We start from the raw sequence: 16,994 nt of genomic DNA, 5'->3' as shown, positions 1-16,994 counted from the left end.
GCTTGCGGCACACCCCCCCGCGCATGCACAATGCATGCATGGTGGCTCTTCAGATCCGTGACGTGCCGGACGAGGTGCGCGACATACTGGCCGACCGAGCTCGGCAACTTGGCCAGTCGCTCCAGACCTATCTCCTGTCCCTGGTCACCGCCGAAGCGGAACGGGCGAACAACCTGGCGCTGCTGCGCGCTTTCGAGGACCGCGCCGACGGCGTCGACACGGATATGACGGAGACCGTGGCCGAGATCGAGGCAGGCCGGACGGAGCGCGACAATTGATCGTCATCGACGCCTCCGTACTCACCGAGGCCCTGACCGGTGACGGCACAGCAGGAAAGGCCGCCCGTGCCCGGCTCATGCGCGACACCCACTGGGCGGCCCCCGAGCATCTCCTTGTCGAGACCTTTCACGCGGTCCGGGGGCGACTGCTCGGACAGAAGATCACCCCGGAAAGGGCCGACGCGGCAGTTGCAGCCCTGTCCGACGTATCCCTCGAGACGGTCCAGGTACGGCGTCTGCTCCCGCGCATGTGGGAGCTGCGGCAGAACGTGTCGGGCTACGACGCCGCCTACATCGCGGCGGCAGAGACCTTCGGGTGTCCACTGATCACCGGAGACGCGCGTCTCAGCCGCTGCGGAGCCTCGCGGTGCACCATCGAGGTCATCGGCTGACGCACCCCTCCGCCCTACGCGTCTGCGTACTTGGCGTCCGCGCCGGGGTCCAGGGCCAGGCGGTAGCCGCGTTTGACAACCGTCTGGATCAGTTTGGGGGCGCCGAGGGCCGAGCGGAGGCGGGCCATGGCGGTTTCGACGGCGTGCTCGTCGCGGCCGGCGCCCGGGAGGGCGCGCAGCAGGTCGGCGCGGGAGACGACCCAGCCGGGGCGGCGGGCCAGCGAGTGGAGCAGGGACATGCCGGCCGGCGGCACGGGGCGCAGGTCGCCGTCGACCAGGACCGCGTGGCCCCGGATCTCGATGCGGCGCCCGGCGACGGGGAGGGTACGCGCCCGCCCGGGCAGCTCCTGGCACAGCAGCTGCACGAGGGGGCCGAGCCGGAAGCGGGCCGGCTGGACGGTGTCGATGCCGTGCGCCTGGAGCGGCAGGGCGGTGACCGGCCCGACGCAGGCGGCCAGCACGTCGTGGCGCAGCGCGTCGAGCAGCTCGGGCAGCAGGCCCCGGTCCTGGGCGCGGGCCAGCATCGACGCGCCCGCCGGGGCGCTGGTGAAGGTCACCGCGTCCAGCGACCGGGAGACGGTCGCGTCGATGAGCCGGTCCAGGGGCGCGAGGTCCTCGGGCGGCATCCACCGGTACACCGGGACGACCACGACGTCGGCGCCCGCGACGCGCAGCGCCTCGACGAACCCGGGGAGCGGCTCCCCGTGCAGCTGGAGCGCGATGCGGCGGCCGGTGACGTCCTGGTCGAGGAGCCGGTCCAGTACCTCGGCCATGGAGTCCGAGGCGGGCGACCACTCCTCGGTCAGCCCGGCCGCCCGTACCGCGCCCTTGACCTTGGGGCCCCGGGCGAGGACCTGTGCGCCGCGCAGGCGGTCGAGCAGGTCCTCCCCGTACCCCCAGCCGTCGGCCGCCTCCAGCCAGCCCCGGAAGCCGATCGCGGTGGTGGCGACCACGATGTCCGGGGCCTGGCTGACGAGGGCCTTGGTGGCGTCGAGGAGTTCGGCGTCGTCGGCGAGTGGCACGATCCGCAGCGCCGGGGCGTGCTGGACGGCGGCGCCGCGGCGTTCCAGCAGCGCGCCCAGCTCGTCGGCGCGGCGGGCCGCGGTGACGCCGACGGTGAACCCGGCCAGCGGGCCGTGGGAACCATGCTCGTGCTCGTGCATGAGACCAGAGACTGGCAAGGATCCGTGACGGTCTCGGTTCACTGGTATTTCCCCCCCGTTACGGCCGTGGGCGTTCACACCTCGGAGTAGCTGAGCTGCCGCTTGGCGGGGACCTCCACCGGGCGGCGAAGGTATACCGCCCAGGTGACGGTCACGCACGCACCGTAGAAGAGGAGGAAGGCGACGAAGGCGGAGGTGCCGGTGCCGGCGGTCTGGAAGGACTGCCGGAAGGCCAGGTTGATGCCGAGCCCGCCGATCGCGCCGATCGCCCCGATCAGTCCGATCGCGGCGCCGGACAGCCGCCGCCCGTACGCGTCGGCCTGCTCGCCCTCCAGTCCAGAGGCGTGCGCCTTGGCCTGGAAGATGGCGGGGATCATCTTGAACGTGGAGCCGTTGCCGAGCCCGCTGAGGATGAACAGGGAGATGAAGCCGACGAGGAAGACGGCGAGCGACTCGATCACGGAGGCGTAGACGACCACACCGGTCGCGGCGGCCATGGCGACGAAGGTCCACACCGTGATGCGGGCGCCGCCGTGCTTGTCGGCGAGGGAGCCGCCGAACGGCCGGATCAGGGAGCCGAGCAGCGGCCCGATGAAGGTGAGGGACGCGGCCTGGAGCGGCGTACGCCCGAACTGGGTCTGCAGGACCAGGCCGAAGGCGAAGCTGTAGCCGATGAACGAGCCGAAGGTGCCGATGTAGAGGAACGCCATGATCCAGGTGTGGGCGTCCTTGACGGCCTCCTTGACGGCGCCGGTGTCGTTCTTCACGGGTGCCAGGTTGTCCATGTACAGCGCTGCGCACACGGCGGCGATCACGATCAGCGGGATGTAGACACCGAGGACGATCCGCGGCTGGGCGGCCCCTGCCGTACCGATGATGAGCAGGCCGACCAGCTGGACGACGGGGACGCCGATGTTGCCGCCGCCCGCGTTGAGGCCGAGGGCCCACCCCTTCTTGTGGAGTGGGAAGAAGGCGTTGATGTTCGTCATCGAGGAGGCGAAGTTGCCGCCGCCCACGCCGGTGAGCGCGGCGACCAGCAGGAAGGTGCTGTACGACGTGCCCGGCTCCATCACGGCGTACGCGGCGCCCGTGGGCAGCAGGAGCAGCAGCGCGCTGAAGATGGTCCAGTTGCGGCCGCCGAAGCGGGCGACGGCGAAGGTGTACGGGACCCGGATCACGGCGCCGACCAGCGTCGCCACGGCGATCAGGGCGAACTTGCCGGCCGGGTCGATCCCGTACTCCGGGCCCATGAACAGGACCATCACGGACCACAGCGTCCAGATGGAGAACCCGATGTGCTCGGAGAAGACGGAGAAGAGCAGATTCCGCTTGGCGATCTTCTCCCCCTTCTCCCGCCAGAAGGTCTCGTCCTCAGGGTCCCACTGCTCGATCCACCGGCCGCTCATTCGCGTACCTCCACTGCTGCTGTCAGGTCCTGAATCCCGTCAGGACCGACGCTAGGGAGGATGCGTTTCAGCCCGGTCATATGACGTGACCGGGCTGAAACCTTGCTCTCACCCGAGGCTCGGGCGGACTGTGAGCGCCGCGTCTAGCGCTGCGCCTTCTTCGGTGCGCCGTTCGGCCAGAGCCTGGGCTTGCGCTTGGCCGCGACGTCCTCCAGCCACCCCACGGCCATGATCATCAAGCCGATCAGCGGGAAGACGACTATCAGCATGAGCACGGTGTACGCGCTCTCCAGATAGCCGGAATACGTCGGCCAGACGCCCGGGATCTTCCACAACAGGTCGATGATCGGGATCGTGGCCATGATCAGCAGGTTGTGCCAGAGGTAGATCGTCACGGCCCGGTTGTTGGCGAGGGTCACCAGTGTGTCCCAGGCGGCCAGCTTGCCGGGCAGTTCCTTCCAGGACGGCGAGTACTGGAGCAGGATCACGCAGAAGCCGAAGGACCAGGTGGCCTGGGCGAGCGGGATGTCGTTGAGGTCCCAGCCGTCCGGCCCGAGGTGCCCGGACGCCCACCACAGGCCGAAGGACATGATCAGCGCGGACACGGAGACCGAGATGTAACGGGGGACCTTCTGGAACAGGCCCTCGTTGTGCGCGAAGCCCAGCACCCAGCAGGAGCCGTAGGTGGCGAAGTCGGTGATCGCGTTGCCGGTCTCGCCGGGGATCTTGATCAGGCCGGAGCCGACGATCGCGGTGAGCCCGAGCGGCGCGAGCAGCGTCACCCATGGCAGCTTGCGGAACGCCCACAGCAGCAGCGGCGAGGCGATCACGAACCACAGGTACGCGCGGATGTACCAGAGGGGCCCGGCGGCCTGCACCGCCCACGTGTCCTCCAGCAGGCCGGCCTGGTCACCACTGTGCCACGGGAACGGCGGGGCGCCGACCGGGAAGATGTAGGTGGCCAGCTTGGCGAACCACCACAGGCCCTCTTCCTTCAGCGGCTTCCAGCCGAAGTAGAACATGATCGGTACGACGGTGAGCGAGAACACCCACATGGGCGGCAGCAGCCGTCGGATACGCCCCCGGATCACGCCCCACGCGGGCCGCGACAGCGAGCGCGCCATCAGCGACCCGGCGAGCGCGAACATCACACCCATGGAGGGGAAGAGGACGGTCAGCCACGCCCAGCCGAAGATGTGGTAGACGATCACCCGGACCAGCGCGATGGCGCGCAGCACGTCCAGGTACCGGTCACGGCCGGGCCGCGACGCCGCCGGCGCGGGACCGCCCGCCGCGGGCGCCTTGTGCCGCGCCCGCGGCACGCCGCCGGTGGTTTCCAGGGCGGGGGCGGTGCCCACGGCACTCATGGTGGCCGTGTTGCCGGCCGTCTCGCCGGCGGAGCCGATACGGAGCCCGCCCGGCTGCTCGGGGCCCGGCTGCTCGGGGCCCAGCGGGTCGGGGCCCAGCGGGTTGGGGCCGGTTCCGTACGGGTCGGCGGCGGGGCCGCTGCCGTACGGCTCGGGGCCATTGCTGTACGGGGCGGCGGCGGGGGCGACGGGGGCCGGGGCGCTGCCGTACGGGTCGGGCTCGTTGCCGTACGGGTCGGCGGCGGGGCCGGCCGGACCGGAGGCGTTGCCGAACAGGTCGGCACTCCCGTACGCGTCCACGCCGTGCGCCGCCGGGGCGGGGCCGTTGCCGACGGGGCCGTTGCCGTAGACGTCGGGGCCGACCGGGCCGGGCTCGCCGAACGCGTCGGTGCCGGAGCCGAGCGGGCCCACGCCCCGGAAAGGCGCGTCGCCCTCGGCCGGGGCCGGGGCCGGGGCGCCGAACCAGTCGGAACCGTCGCCCGGAGGGCGGTTGTTGGGGGTCGTCATGCGACGGGCCTCCGATCGTCACCGCTGCGCCGCTGGCTCGGTATGGAGCCGGGCGCCTCCACCACACCGGTCCGGCGCAGCTTCTGCCAGCGCAGTCGGCCGCCGGTGAGAGCGGTGATCCAGGACTGGAGCAGCACCACATACATGAGCTGCCGGTACAGGAGCTGCTGGAGAGGCAGCGAGATGAGGTGGACCATGGGCTCGCGGTCGAGCTTGAAAGCGTACGCGGCGCACACGGCCTGGATGGCGAGGACGCCGAGCCAGGCGACAACGGTCTGGCCGGTGGGTCCGAAGACCAGCCCGTACAGCAGGAAGACATCGATGAGCGGGGCCAGCAGCGGGAACAGCACCATGAACAGCGACACCAGCGGCAGGCCGACCCGGCCGAAGCGCCCCGAGGGGCCGCTTTCGATGAGCGCGCGGCGGTGCTTCCAGATGGCCTGCATCGTGCCGTACGACCAGCGGTAGCGCTGCGACCACAGCTGCTGCACGGACTCCGGCGCCTCGGTCCAGGCGCGGGCCTTCTCCGCGTAGACCACGCGCCAGCCGTCGCGGTGCATGGCCATGGTGATGTCGGTGTCCTCGGCGAGGGTGTCCTCGCTCATGCCGCCGACCCGCTCCAGGGCCTCCCGGCGGAACGCGCCGACCGCGCCCGGGATGGTGGGCATGCAGCCCAGCAGGTCGTACATGCGGCGGTCGAGGTTGAAGCCCATCACGTACTCGATGTGCTGCCAGGCCCCGATGAGCGAGTCGCGGTTGCCGACCTTGGCGTTGCCCGCGACCGCGCCGACGCGCGGGTCGCCGAACGGCTGCACCAGCTCGCGGACGGTGGACGGTTCGAAGACCGTGTCACCGTCCATCATCACGATGATGTCGTAACGGGCGTGCCGGATGCCGTTGTTGAGTGCCTCGGGCTTGCCCGAGTTCACCTGGCGCACCACCCTGACGTTGGGCAGCCACATGTTCTCGACGATGTCGGCGGTGCCGTCCGTGGAGCCGTCGTCGATGACGATGACCTCGATGGGATGGTCGCTGGCCATCAGGGAGCGCACCGTGTTCTCGATGCACTCCTTCTCGTTGTACGCGGGGACCAGCACCGTCACCGGTTGGGTGACGGGCGCGCCCCACGTGAAGCCGCGCCGCCGCACCTTGCGGGCGTGCGCGAACGACAACAGCAGCATCAGGCCGAAGCGGGCGATGACGAGGACGCCGATGATGGCGAGGCCGCCGACCAGCACCGTGGTGGTGCTCTCCGAGACGGCGACGGCCCCGATCCAGGCCCTGCCCTTCCACAGCTCGAAGCCGGTGACCGGGGTGTGGGCGCTGGGCGCGCCGAGTGCCTCGGTGAGGACGGTGAACTCGTACCCCCGCTGCTGCATCTGCGGCAGGAAGCGGTCGAGGGCCGCGACGGTCTGCGAACGGTCGCCACCGGAGTCGTGCATCAGCACGATCGAGCCCTGGGTGCCCTTGGGCGTGGCGCGCTTGATGATCGCGTCGGCGCCGGGGCGCTTCCAGTCCTCGGAGTCGGTGTTGTTGAAGGCGGTGATGTAGCCGCGGGTGCCTATGTACTGCGTAACGGGCCAGGCCTCGTTGTCGAGGGCGCTGGAGAACGACGAGTACGGCGGGCGGAAGAGCGACGTGCGCACACCGGCGGCGCCGGCGATGGCCAGCTGGTTCTGGGACAGCTCCCAGTCGATGCGGTTCTTGGTCTGGAAGGACAGGTCGGGGTGGTTGAAGGTGTGCAGGCCGACCTCGTGGCCCTCGTTCACCATCCGCTCGACCAGGTCCGGGTAGCGGGAGGCCATGGTGCCGGTGACGAAGAAGACGCCGTGGGCGTCGTACTCCTTCAGCTTGTCCAGGACGCGCGGGGTCCAGACCGGGTCCGGGCCGTCGTCGAAGGTCAGGACGAGCTTGTTGTCGGGCACGCTCAGCGCCGTGGGGGCGTTCTTGTCGCGCGCGTCGATGACCGGTCCGCCCTTGAGGATGTGCTCGGGCACCTGGTCGTAGGCGACCGGGGGGCGTACGCGGTGGTCGGCGAGGATCTCGCTGTGGACGTAGCCGCGCAGCATCAGCATCGCGAGGAGGGCGACCAGGAAGAGGGAGGGCAGCAGATAGCGCATGGGCAGCCTGCGCCGGCGGACACGCCTCTGTTTCGGGGCGCGCCGCCTGCCGGGGGATGTCATTTACTGTGCGCCTTCCGCGGCCATCTGCTGGCCGCCGCTCTCTCCGACCGGCGGGTCGGTGGGTTCGTCTTCCGTCGGGGTCGTCGGGGTGTCCGTGGGATCCGGATCAGCCGTCGGGGGCGGGGTGACGGGCGGCGGCTGCTGGGTGACGCCACCGTCGGTGGGCCGGGACGCGGTGGGCCTGTTGCCGGGCTTGTCGACGTCCGGTCCGCCGTCGGTTTCACGGCTGGGCGTGACGTCCGGCGCCGAGGACGCGCCGGGGCGGGGGGTGGCGGACACGCCCTGCGAGGCGCCGTCGGCGGGCTGCGGGATGACCGCGCCCGTGGAGTCGGTGGGCGCCGGGGCGCCGGGGACGGCTCCTGGGGTGTCGTCCCTGGGTGCCTCGCTGATGCTGGGCGCGGGCTCGACCTGGGTGGTCTCGGTCTTCTTCTCGTCGGCGGGGCCGGGTATGAGCAGCCAGGGCGCGGCGGAGTTGCCGCCGATCACCGAGACGACGAGCGTGATGGCGTACACCGCGCACGCGGTCGCCAGCACCCAGCCGAGCCTGCGGAACTTCTTGCTGCGGCGGCCGCTCTCGTCGACGAACACCGGTCCGTCGGAGGGCTCCTGGTCCGCGGCCGCGGGCGCGGGTACGGACGGCGGTCCGGAGGCGACCGCCGCCACGGTCGCGGTAGCGGTCACGGCCGGGAGCTGTGCGGTCTGGAACTCCGGACCGCCGGCCTCCAGGCCCAGGCTGTCGGCCCGGTAGGCGATGGTCTCGTCCTCATGGCCGAGACCGATGCCGCCGGGCTGGTGTCCGAAACCGTCGCCGGCCGCGTGCCCGGAACCGTCGGCAAGGTAGCCCAGCGCGTCGGCCACGTAGCCGGAAGCATCGGCGCGGTACCCCTGACCGTCAGCAACGTGTCCGGAACTGTCGGCGCGATAGGCCTGGTCGTCGCCGGCGTGTCCGGAACCGTCGGCGCGGTAGCCGGAACCGTCGGTGCGGTAACCCGGCCCGTCGGCCGCGTAGCCGGAAGCATCGGCCCGGTAGCCCCGGCCGTCAGCAGCGTGTCCGGAACCATTGGCGCCGTAGCCCGGCCCGTCGGCGGGGTAGCCCAGCGCGTCGGCGTGGGGTTCGAGGCGGTCTGCCTGGTAGCCGTGTTGGTCAGCCTGGTATCCAGGCGTACCGTCCTGGTATCCATGGCCGTGGGGCTGGAGTCCGGAACCGTCGCCTCGACGCCCGAAGGCGTCGAACGCGTCGAAGGCGCTCAGGCTGTCCACCTGGACGGTGCTGTCGAGTGGCTCATTCTGGTGCCCATCCCAGGCACTTTCTCGCCAATTGTCCACTTTTGTACGCACATCCCCCACTGAATGGACCAAGGGTGCGCACACGGACTACCTGGGTACTCGCGCCGGACCGGGCCCCCACCCTGCCGGAGCGCCCCCACCTACTGCACCCGGACCATGAATGTAGCGCACGCCTGTGACAACAGGGCTTATGGTTCATTCATTCGGGCACATGTGCGTCAAATCACCCTCCGGAAGCCAGGCCCCGGCCGGCCGCTCCAGCCATCCCTCCTTCCCGGCCAATTCGGCCGCCGCCGCACGCAGCGCGTCGAGGCCCGGGTGTTTCAGCCCCTTGCGCCACACCAGCGAGACCGGTGAGAGCGGTACGGGGTCGACGAGTGGCCGGAGCACGCTCCCGGGCATGGCCGGAAAGTCCACGGCGACCAGGACGGGCGTACGGGTTTTGGCCATGACCCGGCGGAACTCCTCGAACCCGATCGCCACCGGTGCCGGCGGGGCGATCTTGATCCCGCGCCCGGCGAAGAGCCGCTCGGCCAGGTCGGTCCACTCCCTGGTGCCGGGGTTGCCGGCACCCGCGTACACGGACTCGCCCGCGAGCGCGTCCAGTTCCACCTCCGGCCGGCCGGTCAGCGGGTGGCCGGGCGGCAGCAGCACGGCCATCGGCTCGTACCGTACGGGCTGCGCCGCCAGCCGGGCGCGTACGGCGGACGGCAGGCCGGCGAACCGCCCGAAGGACACGTCGAGCCGTCCGGCGACTATCTCGGCGGCCGCGCCGGTCAGCCCGCTCTCGTAGCGGGCCATCAGCTCGCAGTGAGGGGCCAGTTCGCGGGCCCGTGCCAGCACCCGGCCGCTGATCATGCCGTCGGTGTTGAGGTCCACCAGCAGCGGCCGCGCCTCGTCGGCGAAGGCGGCGCCCAACTCGTCGTACGCCGCCAGCACGCCGTTCGCGTACGGCAGTAGCCGCTCGCCGTCCACCGTGAGCGCCACCTGCCGGGTGGTACGGGTGAACAGCTCGGCGCCCAACTCCCGCTCCAGGCGCCGGATGTCGCGGCTGAGCGCCTGCTGGGCGACGTACAGCCGGGCGGCGGCGCGGGTGAAGTGCAGCTCGTCGGCGACGGCCACGAAGGCGCGCAGCAGCCGTGGTTCGATGTCTTGGGGCACGCGCCGAATTTACAACAGGGGTGCGTCAATGGGCCCTCACCAGGTGTTGGACCCCGGCAGCAGCGCACGGCAAGGCTGGGCGCATGCCGCAAACGACGAACTCTCCGCTGCTCGCCCTCACCCCCGACTCCCTCGTCCTGACCCCGCGCTACCAGGAACCCCGCGCCACCAAGTCCGCCCACAAGTCGCCCGGAGCCCTCGCCTCCTACCGCCGCCTGTTCGCGACGCCGGGCGCCCGGGCCTTCACGGCCGGGAACCTGATAGCCCGCCTCCCCATGGGGATGTTCAGCGTGAGCGCGGTCATCATGATCGCCGGTACGTACGGTTCCTACGCCCTCGCCGGCGCCGTCACCGCCACCGGGCTCGCCGCCACCGCGCTGGTGGCGCCGTTCACCGCGCGGCTGGTGGACCGGTACGGGCAGGCGCGCGTCGCCGTGCCCGCCACCGTGGTGGCCGTCCTCGGATCGCTCGCCCTGCTGCTGTGCGTGCACCACCACGCGCCCGCGTGGACCCTGTTCGCCGCGTACGCCGCGACCGCGACGACGCCCAACACCGGCGGCATGTCCCGCGCCCGGTGGGCGCATCTGCACCGGGACGACCCCGCCGCCTTCCACACCGCGAACGCCTTCGAGCAGGCCGCCGACGAGCTGTGCTTCATGCTGGGCCCGGTGCTCGCCGCGTTCCTGTGCGCCGCGCTGTTCCCGGAGGCCGGCACCCTGACCGGTGCGATCCTGCTGCTCACCGGGGTGCTGGTCTTCGCGGCGCAGCGCGCCACCGAGCCCCCCGTCTCGCCCCGCACCGGCCGGGCGCGCACACCGCTGCGTACGCCCGGTATGCCTGCCCTGCTGGCGGTGTTCCTGGCGACGGGCGCGGTCTTCGGGTCGATGGAGGTCGTCACGCTCGCCTTCGTGGACGGCCCGGCGGCCGGCGCGGTGCTGGCGCTCCAGGCGGCCGGTTCGTGCGTGGCGGGCCTGGTGTACGGCTCGGTGCGGCCGGCCCGCCATGTGGGGCGCCGGCTGCCGGCCTGCCTCGCCGCGATGACCGCCCTGATGTCGCTGCCGCTGCTCGCGGCGACCGGCACCGGCTCGCTGCTCGCGCTGGCGGGCGCCCTGCTGCCGGCGGGGATGGCGACCGCGCCGACCATGGTGACGGGCATGACGCTGGTCCAGCGCCTGACGCCGCCGGCGCAGCTCAACGAGGGCATGACGCTCGCCGTCACCGCCCTGCTCGGCGGTATCGCGGTGGGCTCCGCGTCCGGCGGCTGGACGGTCGAGCACGCCGGCGCCCCCGCCGGTTACGCCGTGCCGGTCGCGGCGGCGGCGGTCGCCCTGGTCCTCGCGGCGGCGGGTACGACGAAGGCCCGGCCGTCGTGACGACAGCCGGGCCTTCGCCCACATGGGATGACGGGTTCCGGGGGCACGCCCCCGGAGGTACCGCTCGTGGAGATGGCGGGAATCGAACCCGCGTCCAACGGTGCAGAATCAGGGCTTCTCCGTGTGCAGTCCGCTGCGATTTTCTCGGCCCCGGAGATCACGCGGACAAGTCTCCGACGGGCTCAGTCACTGTTTGGTTTCCCTCTACACCCCGTGACCGGGTCTAGAGGTTTAGTTCCCTGGCTGATGCCAGGATCCGGGTCGGGAACAGCCCCGGGCTGACACTTCGCAAGCTCGCTACTTAGGCAGCGAGGGCGAAGGAATCGCGCTTGGTGTTGGCGATTATTTTTTGCGACATATGGTTTACGAGATCATTGCCGCTTCCTCGACACGCTTCCCCTGCTTCGACATCCGCTGTCGAAACCGATCATCCCCATGTTGATTTTTCAAACCGTGCCCCGGAGGGGGCGCGCCCCCGCTGTGAGGGGCAGGTGCCATCGTACGTGACCAACGCCGGACGGTGCCAGCCTATTCCGGGGCGGCGGGCGTTTCCGGGGCGGCGGGCGTTTCCGGGGCGGCGGGCGAGCCGGTCAGGCCCGCTCGCGGCGCTTGACCGCCGAGATCACCCGCTCCGCCTCACGGCGGTCCTGCTTCTCCCGCAGCGTCTGGCGCTTGTCGTACTCCTTCTTGCCCTTCGCCAGCGCGATCTCGACCTTCGCCCGGCCGTCCTTGAAGTACAGCGACAGGGGCACGATGGTGTGACCCGTCTCCTGGGACTTCGACTCCAGCTTGTCGATCTCGTACCGGTGCATCAGCAGCTTCCGCTTGCGGCGGGCACTGTGGTTGGTCCACGTCCCCTGCGCGTACTCCGGTACGTGCACGTTGTGCAGCCAGGCTTCGTTGCCGTCGATCTGGACGAACCCGTCCACCAGCGAGGCCCGCCCCTGGCGCAGCGACTTCACCTCGGTGCCGGTCAGTACCAGCCCGCACTCATAGGTGTCGATGATGGTGTAGTCGTGCCGCGCCTTCTTGTTCTGCGCGATCAGTTTGCGCCCTGTGTTCTTTTCCTTGGCCATAGTGCCCCCATTTTCGCACTACGAGCCGCCCCCGAGGCCACTCAATACCGTGCGGGCCCGCTCCTCGGCACGGTCGGCGGCCACCAGGTCCGGCGTGATGCCCCGGCCGTCGACACTGTGCCCGGCGGGCGTGCGGTAGTGGCCGACGGTCAGCTCGGCGACCGACCCGTCGGGCAGCCGGCTCGGCATCTGGACCGACCCCTTGCCGAAGGTGCGGCTACCGACCGTGACCGCCCGGCCACGGTCCTTGAGGGCCCCGGCGAGCAGCTCGGCCGCGCTCATGGTGCCGCCGTCCACCAGCGCCACCAGGGGCCTGCCGGTGTCGCCGCCCGGCTGCGCGTACAGCGCCTGTTCCTTGCCGTGCACGTCGTACGTGGCGACGAGGCCGCCGTCCAGGAACGCGGAGGCCGCCGTGACGGCCTCGGTGACCAGGCCGCCGCTGTTGCCCCGCAGGTCCAGCAGGACACCCGCGCCCTTGGGAGCCTTCCGCACGGCGTCCCTGATCCGCTGCCCCGTGCCCTTGGTGAACGCCGCGACCCGGATCCTCAAGGAACCGTCGTCCAGCCGCTGCACGGTCACGTCCTCGGTGGCGAGCATGGCCCGCCGCAGCCTCTCGCTCCACGCACGCGTGCCGCGCTGCACCCCGACGGCGACGACCGAGCCGGGCGGGGCGCCGTCCCCCCGCAGCAGGGCGACGACCTCGGCGGCGGGGCGGCCGTCCACGCGGCGGCCGTCGACCGTGCGGATCCGGTCCCCGGCCTTCAGGCCCGCTCGGTCCGCCGGGCCGCCGGGCTGGACGCGGTCCACCTCGATACGCCCGTCGGCGGCGCGGCGGGCGGACAGGCCGACACCCGTGTACCGCCCGTCCAGGGCCTGCTCGAACTCCTCGTACGCGCGCTGGTCGTAGACGGCGCCCCAGCGGTCGCCGCTGCGGCTGACGACCTCCTGGGCCGCCTTGGCGCCGGACTTGCCGTCCGCCATGGCCTCGGCCGCCGCGCGGGCCAGCTCCCGCCGGTCGACCTCGCCGCGCCCGGCACCGGCGCTGGGGGCGGCCCGGGAGACGGGCCGCTCGGGCGGGTCCTCCTCCTGGGGAAGGCAGTTGGTCACCGCGGCGGCGGCGAGGACGGAGGCGAAGACCAAGGTCAGGGCCGCCCCGCGGCCGCGAGCGCCGCGGGGCCGGGTACAGAACTCGGGGCCCAGCATGGCGACCACTCTAGGACAAGCGAACGGCGCCGTACGGTTGTTGACCGTACGGCGCCAGGGGCGATCGTCACACCTTCAGGTACTTGCGCAGCGCGATGGCGGCCGCAAGGGAGGGCATCAACAGGCCGATGACGACGACGAGCGGCAGCACCGTTATCACCGCGTCCCAGCCGATGAAGTTGACCAGCGGCATGCTCTGGGCGAGGTTGAGCCCCGCGTCGATCATGAAGTACCGGCCGACCAGCAGCATCACGCAGGCCACGACGCCACCCAGCAGACCCGCGACGGCGGCCTCCATGATGAACGGCATCTGGATGTAGAAGCTCGACGCGCCGACCAGCCGCATGATGCCGGTCTCCCGGCGCCGGCTGAACGCCGAGACGCGCACCGTGTTGACGATCAGCATCAGTGCGATGACGAGCATCAGCGCCATGACGCACAGGGCGGCGACGTTCATGCCCCGCATCATCTGGAACAGGTTCTCCAGCGTCTGGCGCTGGTCCTGTACGGAGTGCACACCGGCCCGCCCGGCGAACGCGGTCGCCACGACCTTGTACTTCTCCGGGTCCTTCAGTTTGACCCGGTACGACTCCTGCATCTGGTCCGGCGTGATGATGCTGGCGATGGCGGTGTCGCCGTACTGCTCCTTGTAGTGCTTGTACGCCTCGTCCGCCGTCTCGTGGTGGACCTTCTCCACGATGTTGTCCAGCTTCTTGAGGTCGGCCTCGATCTCCTTCTTCTGCTGGGCGGTGACCGCGCCCTTGTTGCACGTTCCGCCGGCCGCGGCGTCGTTCTTGTTGCAGAGGTAGATCGTGACGTTGACCTTGTCGTACCAGAAGTCCTTCATCACGCTGACCTGCTCGCGCATGAGGAGCGCACCGCCGAAGAGGGCGAGTGACAGAGCCACGGAGACGATGACGGCGAAGGTCATCGTGAGATTGCGACGGAGGCCGACACCGATCTCCGACAGTACGAACTGGGCGCGCATCGCGTGCGTTCAGCCTTTCCTTGCTAGCTGCTCAGTGCTGGTAGCCGTAGACGCCGCGCGCCTGGTCGCGTACGAGACGGCCCTTCTCCAGCTCGATGACCCGCTTGCGCATCTGGTCGACGATGTTCTGGTCGTGCGTCGCCATGATGACGGTGGTACCGGTGCGGTTGATCCGGTCCAGCAGCTTCATGATGCCGACGGAGGTCTGCGGGTCCAGGTTGCCGGTCGGCTCGTCGGCGATCAGCAGCATCGGCCGGTTGACGAACGCGCGCGCGATGGCGACCCGCTGCTGCTCACCGCCGGACAGCTCGCCCGGCATCCGGTCCTCCTTGCCGCCGAGGCCGACGAGGTCGAGGACCTGGGGGACGGCCTTGCGGATCTCGCCGCGCGGCTTGCCGATGACCTCCTGCGCGAACGCCACGTTCTGCGCGACGGTCTTGTTGGGCAGCAGGCGGAAGTCCTGGAAGACGGTGCCGAGCTGGCGCCGCATGTGCGGCACCTTCCAGTTGGACAGCCGGGCGAGGTCCTTGCCCAGAACGTGCACCGTGCCGTGGCTGGCGCGCTCCTCGCGCAGGACCAGCCGCAGGAAGGTGGACTTTCCGGAGCCGGAGGACCCCACCAGGAAGACGAACTCGCCCTTTTCGATCTCGAGGGAGACGTCCCTCAGCGCGGGGCGGTTCTGCTTCGGGTAGGTCTTGGAGACGTTGTCGAATCGGATCACGGGTGCACCACGGTCGGCCGGGAGTAGGTGTGCGTGACCATACGCGACTGGGGATGCCGCGTGCAGTCGGCGTTCTGCCTTGCGCCTTTTGTCCGGGTGAGGTACAAGCCCGAACCGGGGGAATCCGGCGGGGCGCGCCTAAACTCTCCGGAGCTGGCACAGTGGTAGGGGGAACGGATGCGTTTCCCTGAGCGTTGTGCGGAGAGAACTGTGTGCACAGTCCGCGTCACGGTGCACGGTCCGCGTCTGCGGCTCCGCCGCGCGGGAGGAGGAGAGCGCATGACCTACGACCGACTGGTGTGCGCCAACTGCGCGGCGCCCGTCAGCGAGGGCCGGTGCCCCGTCTGCCGGGCGAACCGGGAGCGCCTCCAGCAGGAGGGCCCCTTCGGTGGACTGAGCCCGGTGGCCCTGCTGGCGCTCCTGGTCATTCTGGTTGCGGCGGTGGCCCTGCTGGCCCACCAGACCGCGTAAGGCTTCGCTGTACGCACGGAAGGGCCCGGGCGGCCATTGTGGCCCGCCCGGGCCCTTCCGTCGCTCTACGGCCCCTTAGGCGACCGTACGGCCACCGCCCACGAGACGCGGCAGCATACGGAAGCCGATGCCGCCGGCGATCATCGTCGCGGCACCGATGAGCAGGAACGAGGTCTCGGCGGCGCCGGTCTCGGCGAGCTCCTCCTTGGCCTTGCCCTGCTCGACCGGCTTGGAGCCGGCGGAGTCGGTGTCGGTGTTGTCGGCGCACTCGGCACCGTCGAGGTCGACGGTGCAGGTGCCGGCGTCGCCGCCGCCGGTCACGGAGCCGGAGGTGCCGGAACCGCCGGTGGAGCCGCCCTGGTCGCCACCACCGTTGTTGCCGCCCGTGGTGCCACCGTTGCCGCCCGTGGCACCGCCGGAGTTCCCGTTACCGCCGGAGTTCCCGTTACCGCCGCTGTTCCCGTTACCGCCGCTGTTCCCGTTACCGCCGTCGGTCGCACCGCCGTCGGTCGCACCGCCGTCCGTCGCGCCGCCGTCCGTCGCGCCACCATCGGTCGCGCCGCCGTCGGTCGCGCCACCGTCCGTGACACCGCCGTCGGTCACGCCACCGTCCGTGACACCGCCGTCGGTCACGCCACCGTCCGTGACACCACCATCGGTGACACCACCGTCCGTGACACCACCATCGGTGACACCACCGTCCGTGACACCACCGTCCGTGACACCACCGTCCGTGACACCACCATCGGTGACACCACCGTCCGTGACACCACCATCGGTGACACCACCGTCCGTGACACCACCATCGGTGACACCACCGTCCGTGACACCACCATCGGTGACACCACCGTCCGTGGCACCGCCATCGACACCGCCCGGGTCACCACCGATGCCGAGGCCGGCCTCCAGGCCGTTCTCGTCCGCTTCGGCGCGGACACCGATGCCGGCGACGTTGACGTCTATGCCGACCGCCGAGGCGGCGCCCGCCGCGGTCAGGGACGCTCCGGCCGCGATCACCGCACCGGCTGCGATCCGCGCTACGCGGACCCGCGTCTTCTTGGTCATCTGCGTGCTACCCCCAGTAGCTGATTCGTCAGTGGAGCAGCGCTCGGGGCAGCGGACGCTGGGGGTCCTGTTCAGCTGCCCCCGATCACACGCGCCCCAGTCATGCGCATGCCGCGCGTCAGCTTTCCCAGTTTTCGTACAAGCGTCAAGGCGGTTGCGCGTGCGATGCCCGAAATGATCACAGTTGCCTGGCCTGCAACGATGCAACTGTGACCTAAAAGGCGAACACCCGCCTGCCAAAAGCCAGTTTCCTTGTCGACAAAGCGAGCTCAGGGCCAACAGGCCGCTTGCGCCAGCGAATTCCCACCCGTACGCGAGCGGCGCCGGACCGCCCGCTCGACGGGCTGTCCGGC

At 70.7% G+C, this 16,994-nt stretch carries 15 protein-coding genes and 1 other RNA gene; 4 read left to right on the top strand and 12 right to left on the bottom strand.

Annotated elements, in window-relative coordinates:
• The first annotated feature begins 38 nt into the window (after positions 1 to 38).
• Positions 39 to 278 carry a hypothetical protein gene (locus BKD26_RS00165; RefSeq protein ID WP_084895272.1) on the top strand — a complete coding sequence of 80 codons (240 nt, stop codon included), beginning with the start codon at positions 39 to 41 and terminating at the stop codon, positions 276 to 278.
• Entirely contained in the window at positions 275 to 670 is a 396-nt protein-coding gene (locus tag BKD26_RS00160) for a type II toxin-antitoxin system VapC family toxin (RefSeq protein WP_084894436.1), read from the top strand. The genes BKD26_RS00165 and BKD26_RS00160 overlap by 4 nt, the downstream gene beginning before the upstream one ends.
• A 14-nt stretch (positions 671 to 684) precedes the next feature.
• Here the strand turns inward: BKD26_RS00160 and BKD26_RS00155 are convergent, their stop codons facing one another.
• The 6 genes from BKD26_RS00155 to BKD26_RS00130 all read right to left on the bottom strand — a co-directional run bounded on the left by BKD26_RS00155 (position 685) and on the right by BKD26_RS00130 (position 9,744).
• Positions 685 to 1,833, bottom strand: coding sequence for a uroporphyrinogen-III synthase (locus BKD26_RS00155; RefSeq protein WP_084894434.1), 1,149 nt, complete (start codon positions 1,831 to 1,833; stop codon positions 685 to 687).
• Positions 1,834 to 1,907: 74 nt separating this feature from the next.
• The gene (locus BKD26_RS00150) at positions 1,908 to 3,239 is read right to left on the bottom strand and encodes a nitrate/nitrite transporter (protein WP_084894432.1); all 1,332 of its coding nucleotides are present in this window, start codon (positions 3,237 to 3,239) and stop codon (positions 1,908 to 1,910) included.
• A 143-nt stretch (positions 3,240 to 3,382) separates the two neighbouring features.
• The gene (locus BKD26_RS00145) at positions 3,383 to 4,606 is read right to left on the bottom strand and encodes an acyltransferase (protein WP_084895270.1); all 1,224 of its coding nucleotides are present in this window, start codon (positions 4,604 to 4,606) and stop codon (positions 3,383 to 3,385) included.
• Between the two features lie 503 nt (positions 4,607 to 5,109).
• Positions 5,110 to 7,233 (bottom strand): glycosyltransferase, encoded by a 2,124-nt coding sequence (locus BKD26_RS00140; protein WP_241518443.1) that lies wholly within the window; start codon positions 7,231 to 7,233, stop codon positions 5,110 to 5,112.
• Positions 7,234 to 7,296: 63 nt separating this feature from the next.
• Positions 7,297 to 8,556, bottom strand: coding sequence for a hypothetical protein (locus BKD26_RS00135; protein WP_084894428.1), 1,260 nt, complete (start codon positions 8,554 to 8,556; stop codon positions 7,297 to 7,299).
• A 222-nt stretch (positions 8,557 to 8,778) separates the two neighbouring features.
• A complete protein-coding gene (locus BKD26_RS00130) occupies positions 8,779 to 9,744 on the bottom strand; it encodes a LysR family transcriptional regulator (protein WP_084894426.1) in 966 nt (321 codons plus the stop codon).
• 83 nt (positions 9,745 to 9,827) lie between these two features.
• On the opposite strand from BKD26_RS00130, the gene BKD26_RS00125 reads away from it, so the two are divergent.
• The gene (locus BKD26_RS00125; protein WP_084894424.1) at positions 9,828 to 11,117 is read left to right on the top strand and encodes an MFS transporter; all 1,290 of its coding nucleotides are present in this window, start codon (positions 9,828 to 9,830) and stop codon (positions 11,115 to 11,117) included.
• A gap of 64 nt (positions 11,118 to 11,181) precedes the next feature.
• Here the strand turns inward: BKD26_RS00125 and ssrA are convergent.
• From ssrA to ftsE, 5 genes are all read right to left on the bottom strand, one after another.
• Positions 11,182 to 11,552: a transfer-messenger RNA gene (gene ssrA, locus BKD26_RS00120) on the bottom strand.
• A gap of 155 nt (positions 11,553 to 11,707) precedes the next feature.
• On the bottom strand, positions 11,708 to 12,193 hold the full coding sequence (smpB, locus tag BKD26_RS00115; RefSeq protein ID WP_073750546.1) for an SsrA-binding protein SmpB: 486 nt from the start codon (positions 12,191 to 12,193) through the stop codon (positions 11,708 to 11,710).
• A gap of 18 nt (positions 12,194 to 12,211) precedes the next feature.
• Positions 12,212 to 13,396: a S41 family peptidase gene (locus BKD26_RS00110; RefSeq protein ID WP_084894421.1), complete on the bottom strand. Its 1,185-nt coding sequence runs from the start codon at positions 13,394 to 13,396 to the stop codon at positions 12,212 to 12,214.
• Positions 13,397 to 13,463: 67 nt separating this feature from the next.
• A complete protein-coding gene (ftsX, locus tag BKD26_RS00105; protein ID WP_073750544.1) occupies positions 13,464 to 14,384 on the bottom strand; it encodes a permease-like cell division protein FtsX in 921 nt (306 codons plus the stop codon).
• A 31-nt stretch (positions 14,385 to 14,415) separates the two neighbouring features.
• Positions 14,416 to 15,105, bottom strand: a complete 690-nt coding sequence (gene ftsE, locus BKD26_RS00100; RefSeq protein ID WP_064072157.1) for a cell division ATP-binding protein FtsE — start codon at positions 15,103 to 15,105, stop codon at positions 14,416 to 14,418.
• A gap of 279 nt (positions 15,106 to 15,384) precedes the next feature.
• On the opposite strand from ftsE, the gene BKD26_RS00095 reads away from it, so the two are divergent.
• Positions 15,385 to 15,576 (top strand): hypothetical protein, encoded by a 192-nt coding sequence (locus BKD26_RS00095; RefSeq protein ID WP_084894418.1) that lies wholly within the window; start codon positions 15,385 to 15,387, stop codon positions 15,574 to 15,576.
• A gap of 75 nt (positions 15,577 to 15,651) precedes the next feature.
• On the opposite strand, the gene BKD26_RS40045 is transcribed toward BKD26_RS00095, so the two are convergent.
• Positions 15,652 to 16,641 (bottom strand): hypothetical protein, encoded by a 990-nt coding sequence (locus BKD26_RS40045; RefSeq protein WP_179166364.1) that lies wholly within the window; start codon positions 16,639 to 16,641, stop codon positions 15,652 to 15,654.
• Between the last annotated feature and the right edge of the window lie 353 nt (positions 16,642 to 16,994).

The sequence above is a fragment of the Streptomyces sp. CB03238 genome, from assembly GCF_002099185.1.
Classification (GTDB): Bacteria; Actinomycetota; Actinomycetes; order Streptomycetales; family Streptomycetaceae; genus Streptomyces.
Note: the sequence above shows the minus strand (reverse complement) of the source record. Positions and strands in the feature narration are given on the sequence as shown.

Coding starts and splice junctions, on each gene's coding strand:
- BKD26_RS00150 (WP_084894432.1), bottom strand. CDS start 3,239: ATGAGCGGCCGGTGGATCGAGCAGTGGGACCCTGAGGACGAGACCTTC.
- BKD26_RS00165 (WP_084895272.1), top strand. CDS start 39: ATGGTGGCTCTTCAGATCCGTGACGTGCCGGACGAGGTGCGCGACATA.
- ftsX (WP_073750544.1), bottom strand. CDS start 14,384: ATGCGCGCCCAGTTCGTACTGTCGGAGATCGGTGTCGGCCTCCGTCGC.
- BKD26_RS00125 (WP_084894424.1), top strand. CDS start 9,828: ATGCCGCAAACGACGAACTCTCCGCTGCTCGCCCTCACCCCCGACTCC.
- smpB (WP_073750546.1), bottom strand. CDS start 12,193: ATGGCCAAGGAAAAGAACACAGGGCGCAAACTGATCGCGCAGAACAAG.
- BKD26_RS00155 (WP_084894434.1), bottom strand. CDS start 1,833: ATGCACGAGCACGAGCATGGTTCCCACGGCCCGCTGGCCGGGTTCACC.
- BKD26_RS00110 (WP_084894421.1), bottom strand. CDS start 13,396: ATGCTGGGCCCCGAGTTCTGTACCCGGCCCCGCGGCGCTCGCGGCCGC.
- BKD26_RS00140 (WP_241518443.1), bottom strand. CDS start 7,233: ATGCGCTATCTGCTGCCCTCCCTCTTCCTGGTCGCCCTCCTCGCGATG.
- BKD26_RS40045 (WP_179166364.1), bottom strand. CDS start 16,641: ATGACCAAGAAGACGCGGGTCCGCGTAGCGCGGATCGCAGCCGGTGCG.
- BKD26_RS00145 (WP_084895270.1), bottom strand. CDS start 4,606: ATGAGTGCCGTGGGCACCGCCCCCGCCCTGGAAACCACCGGCGGCGTG.
- BKD26_RS00095 (WP_084894418.1), top strand. CDS start 15,385: ATGACCTACGACCGACTGGTGTGCGCCAACTGCGCGGCGCCCGTCAGC.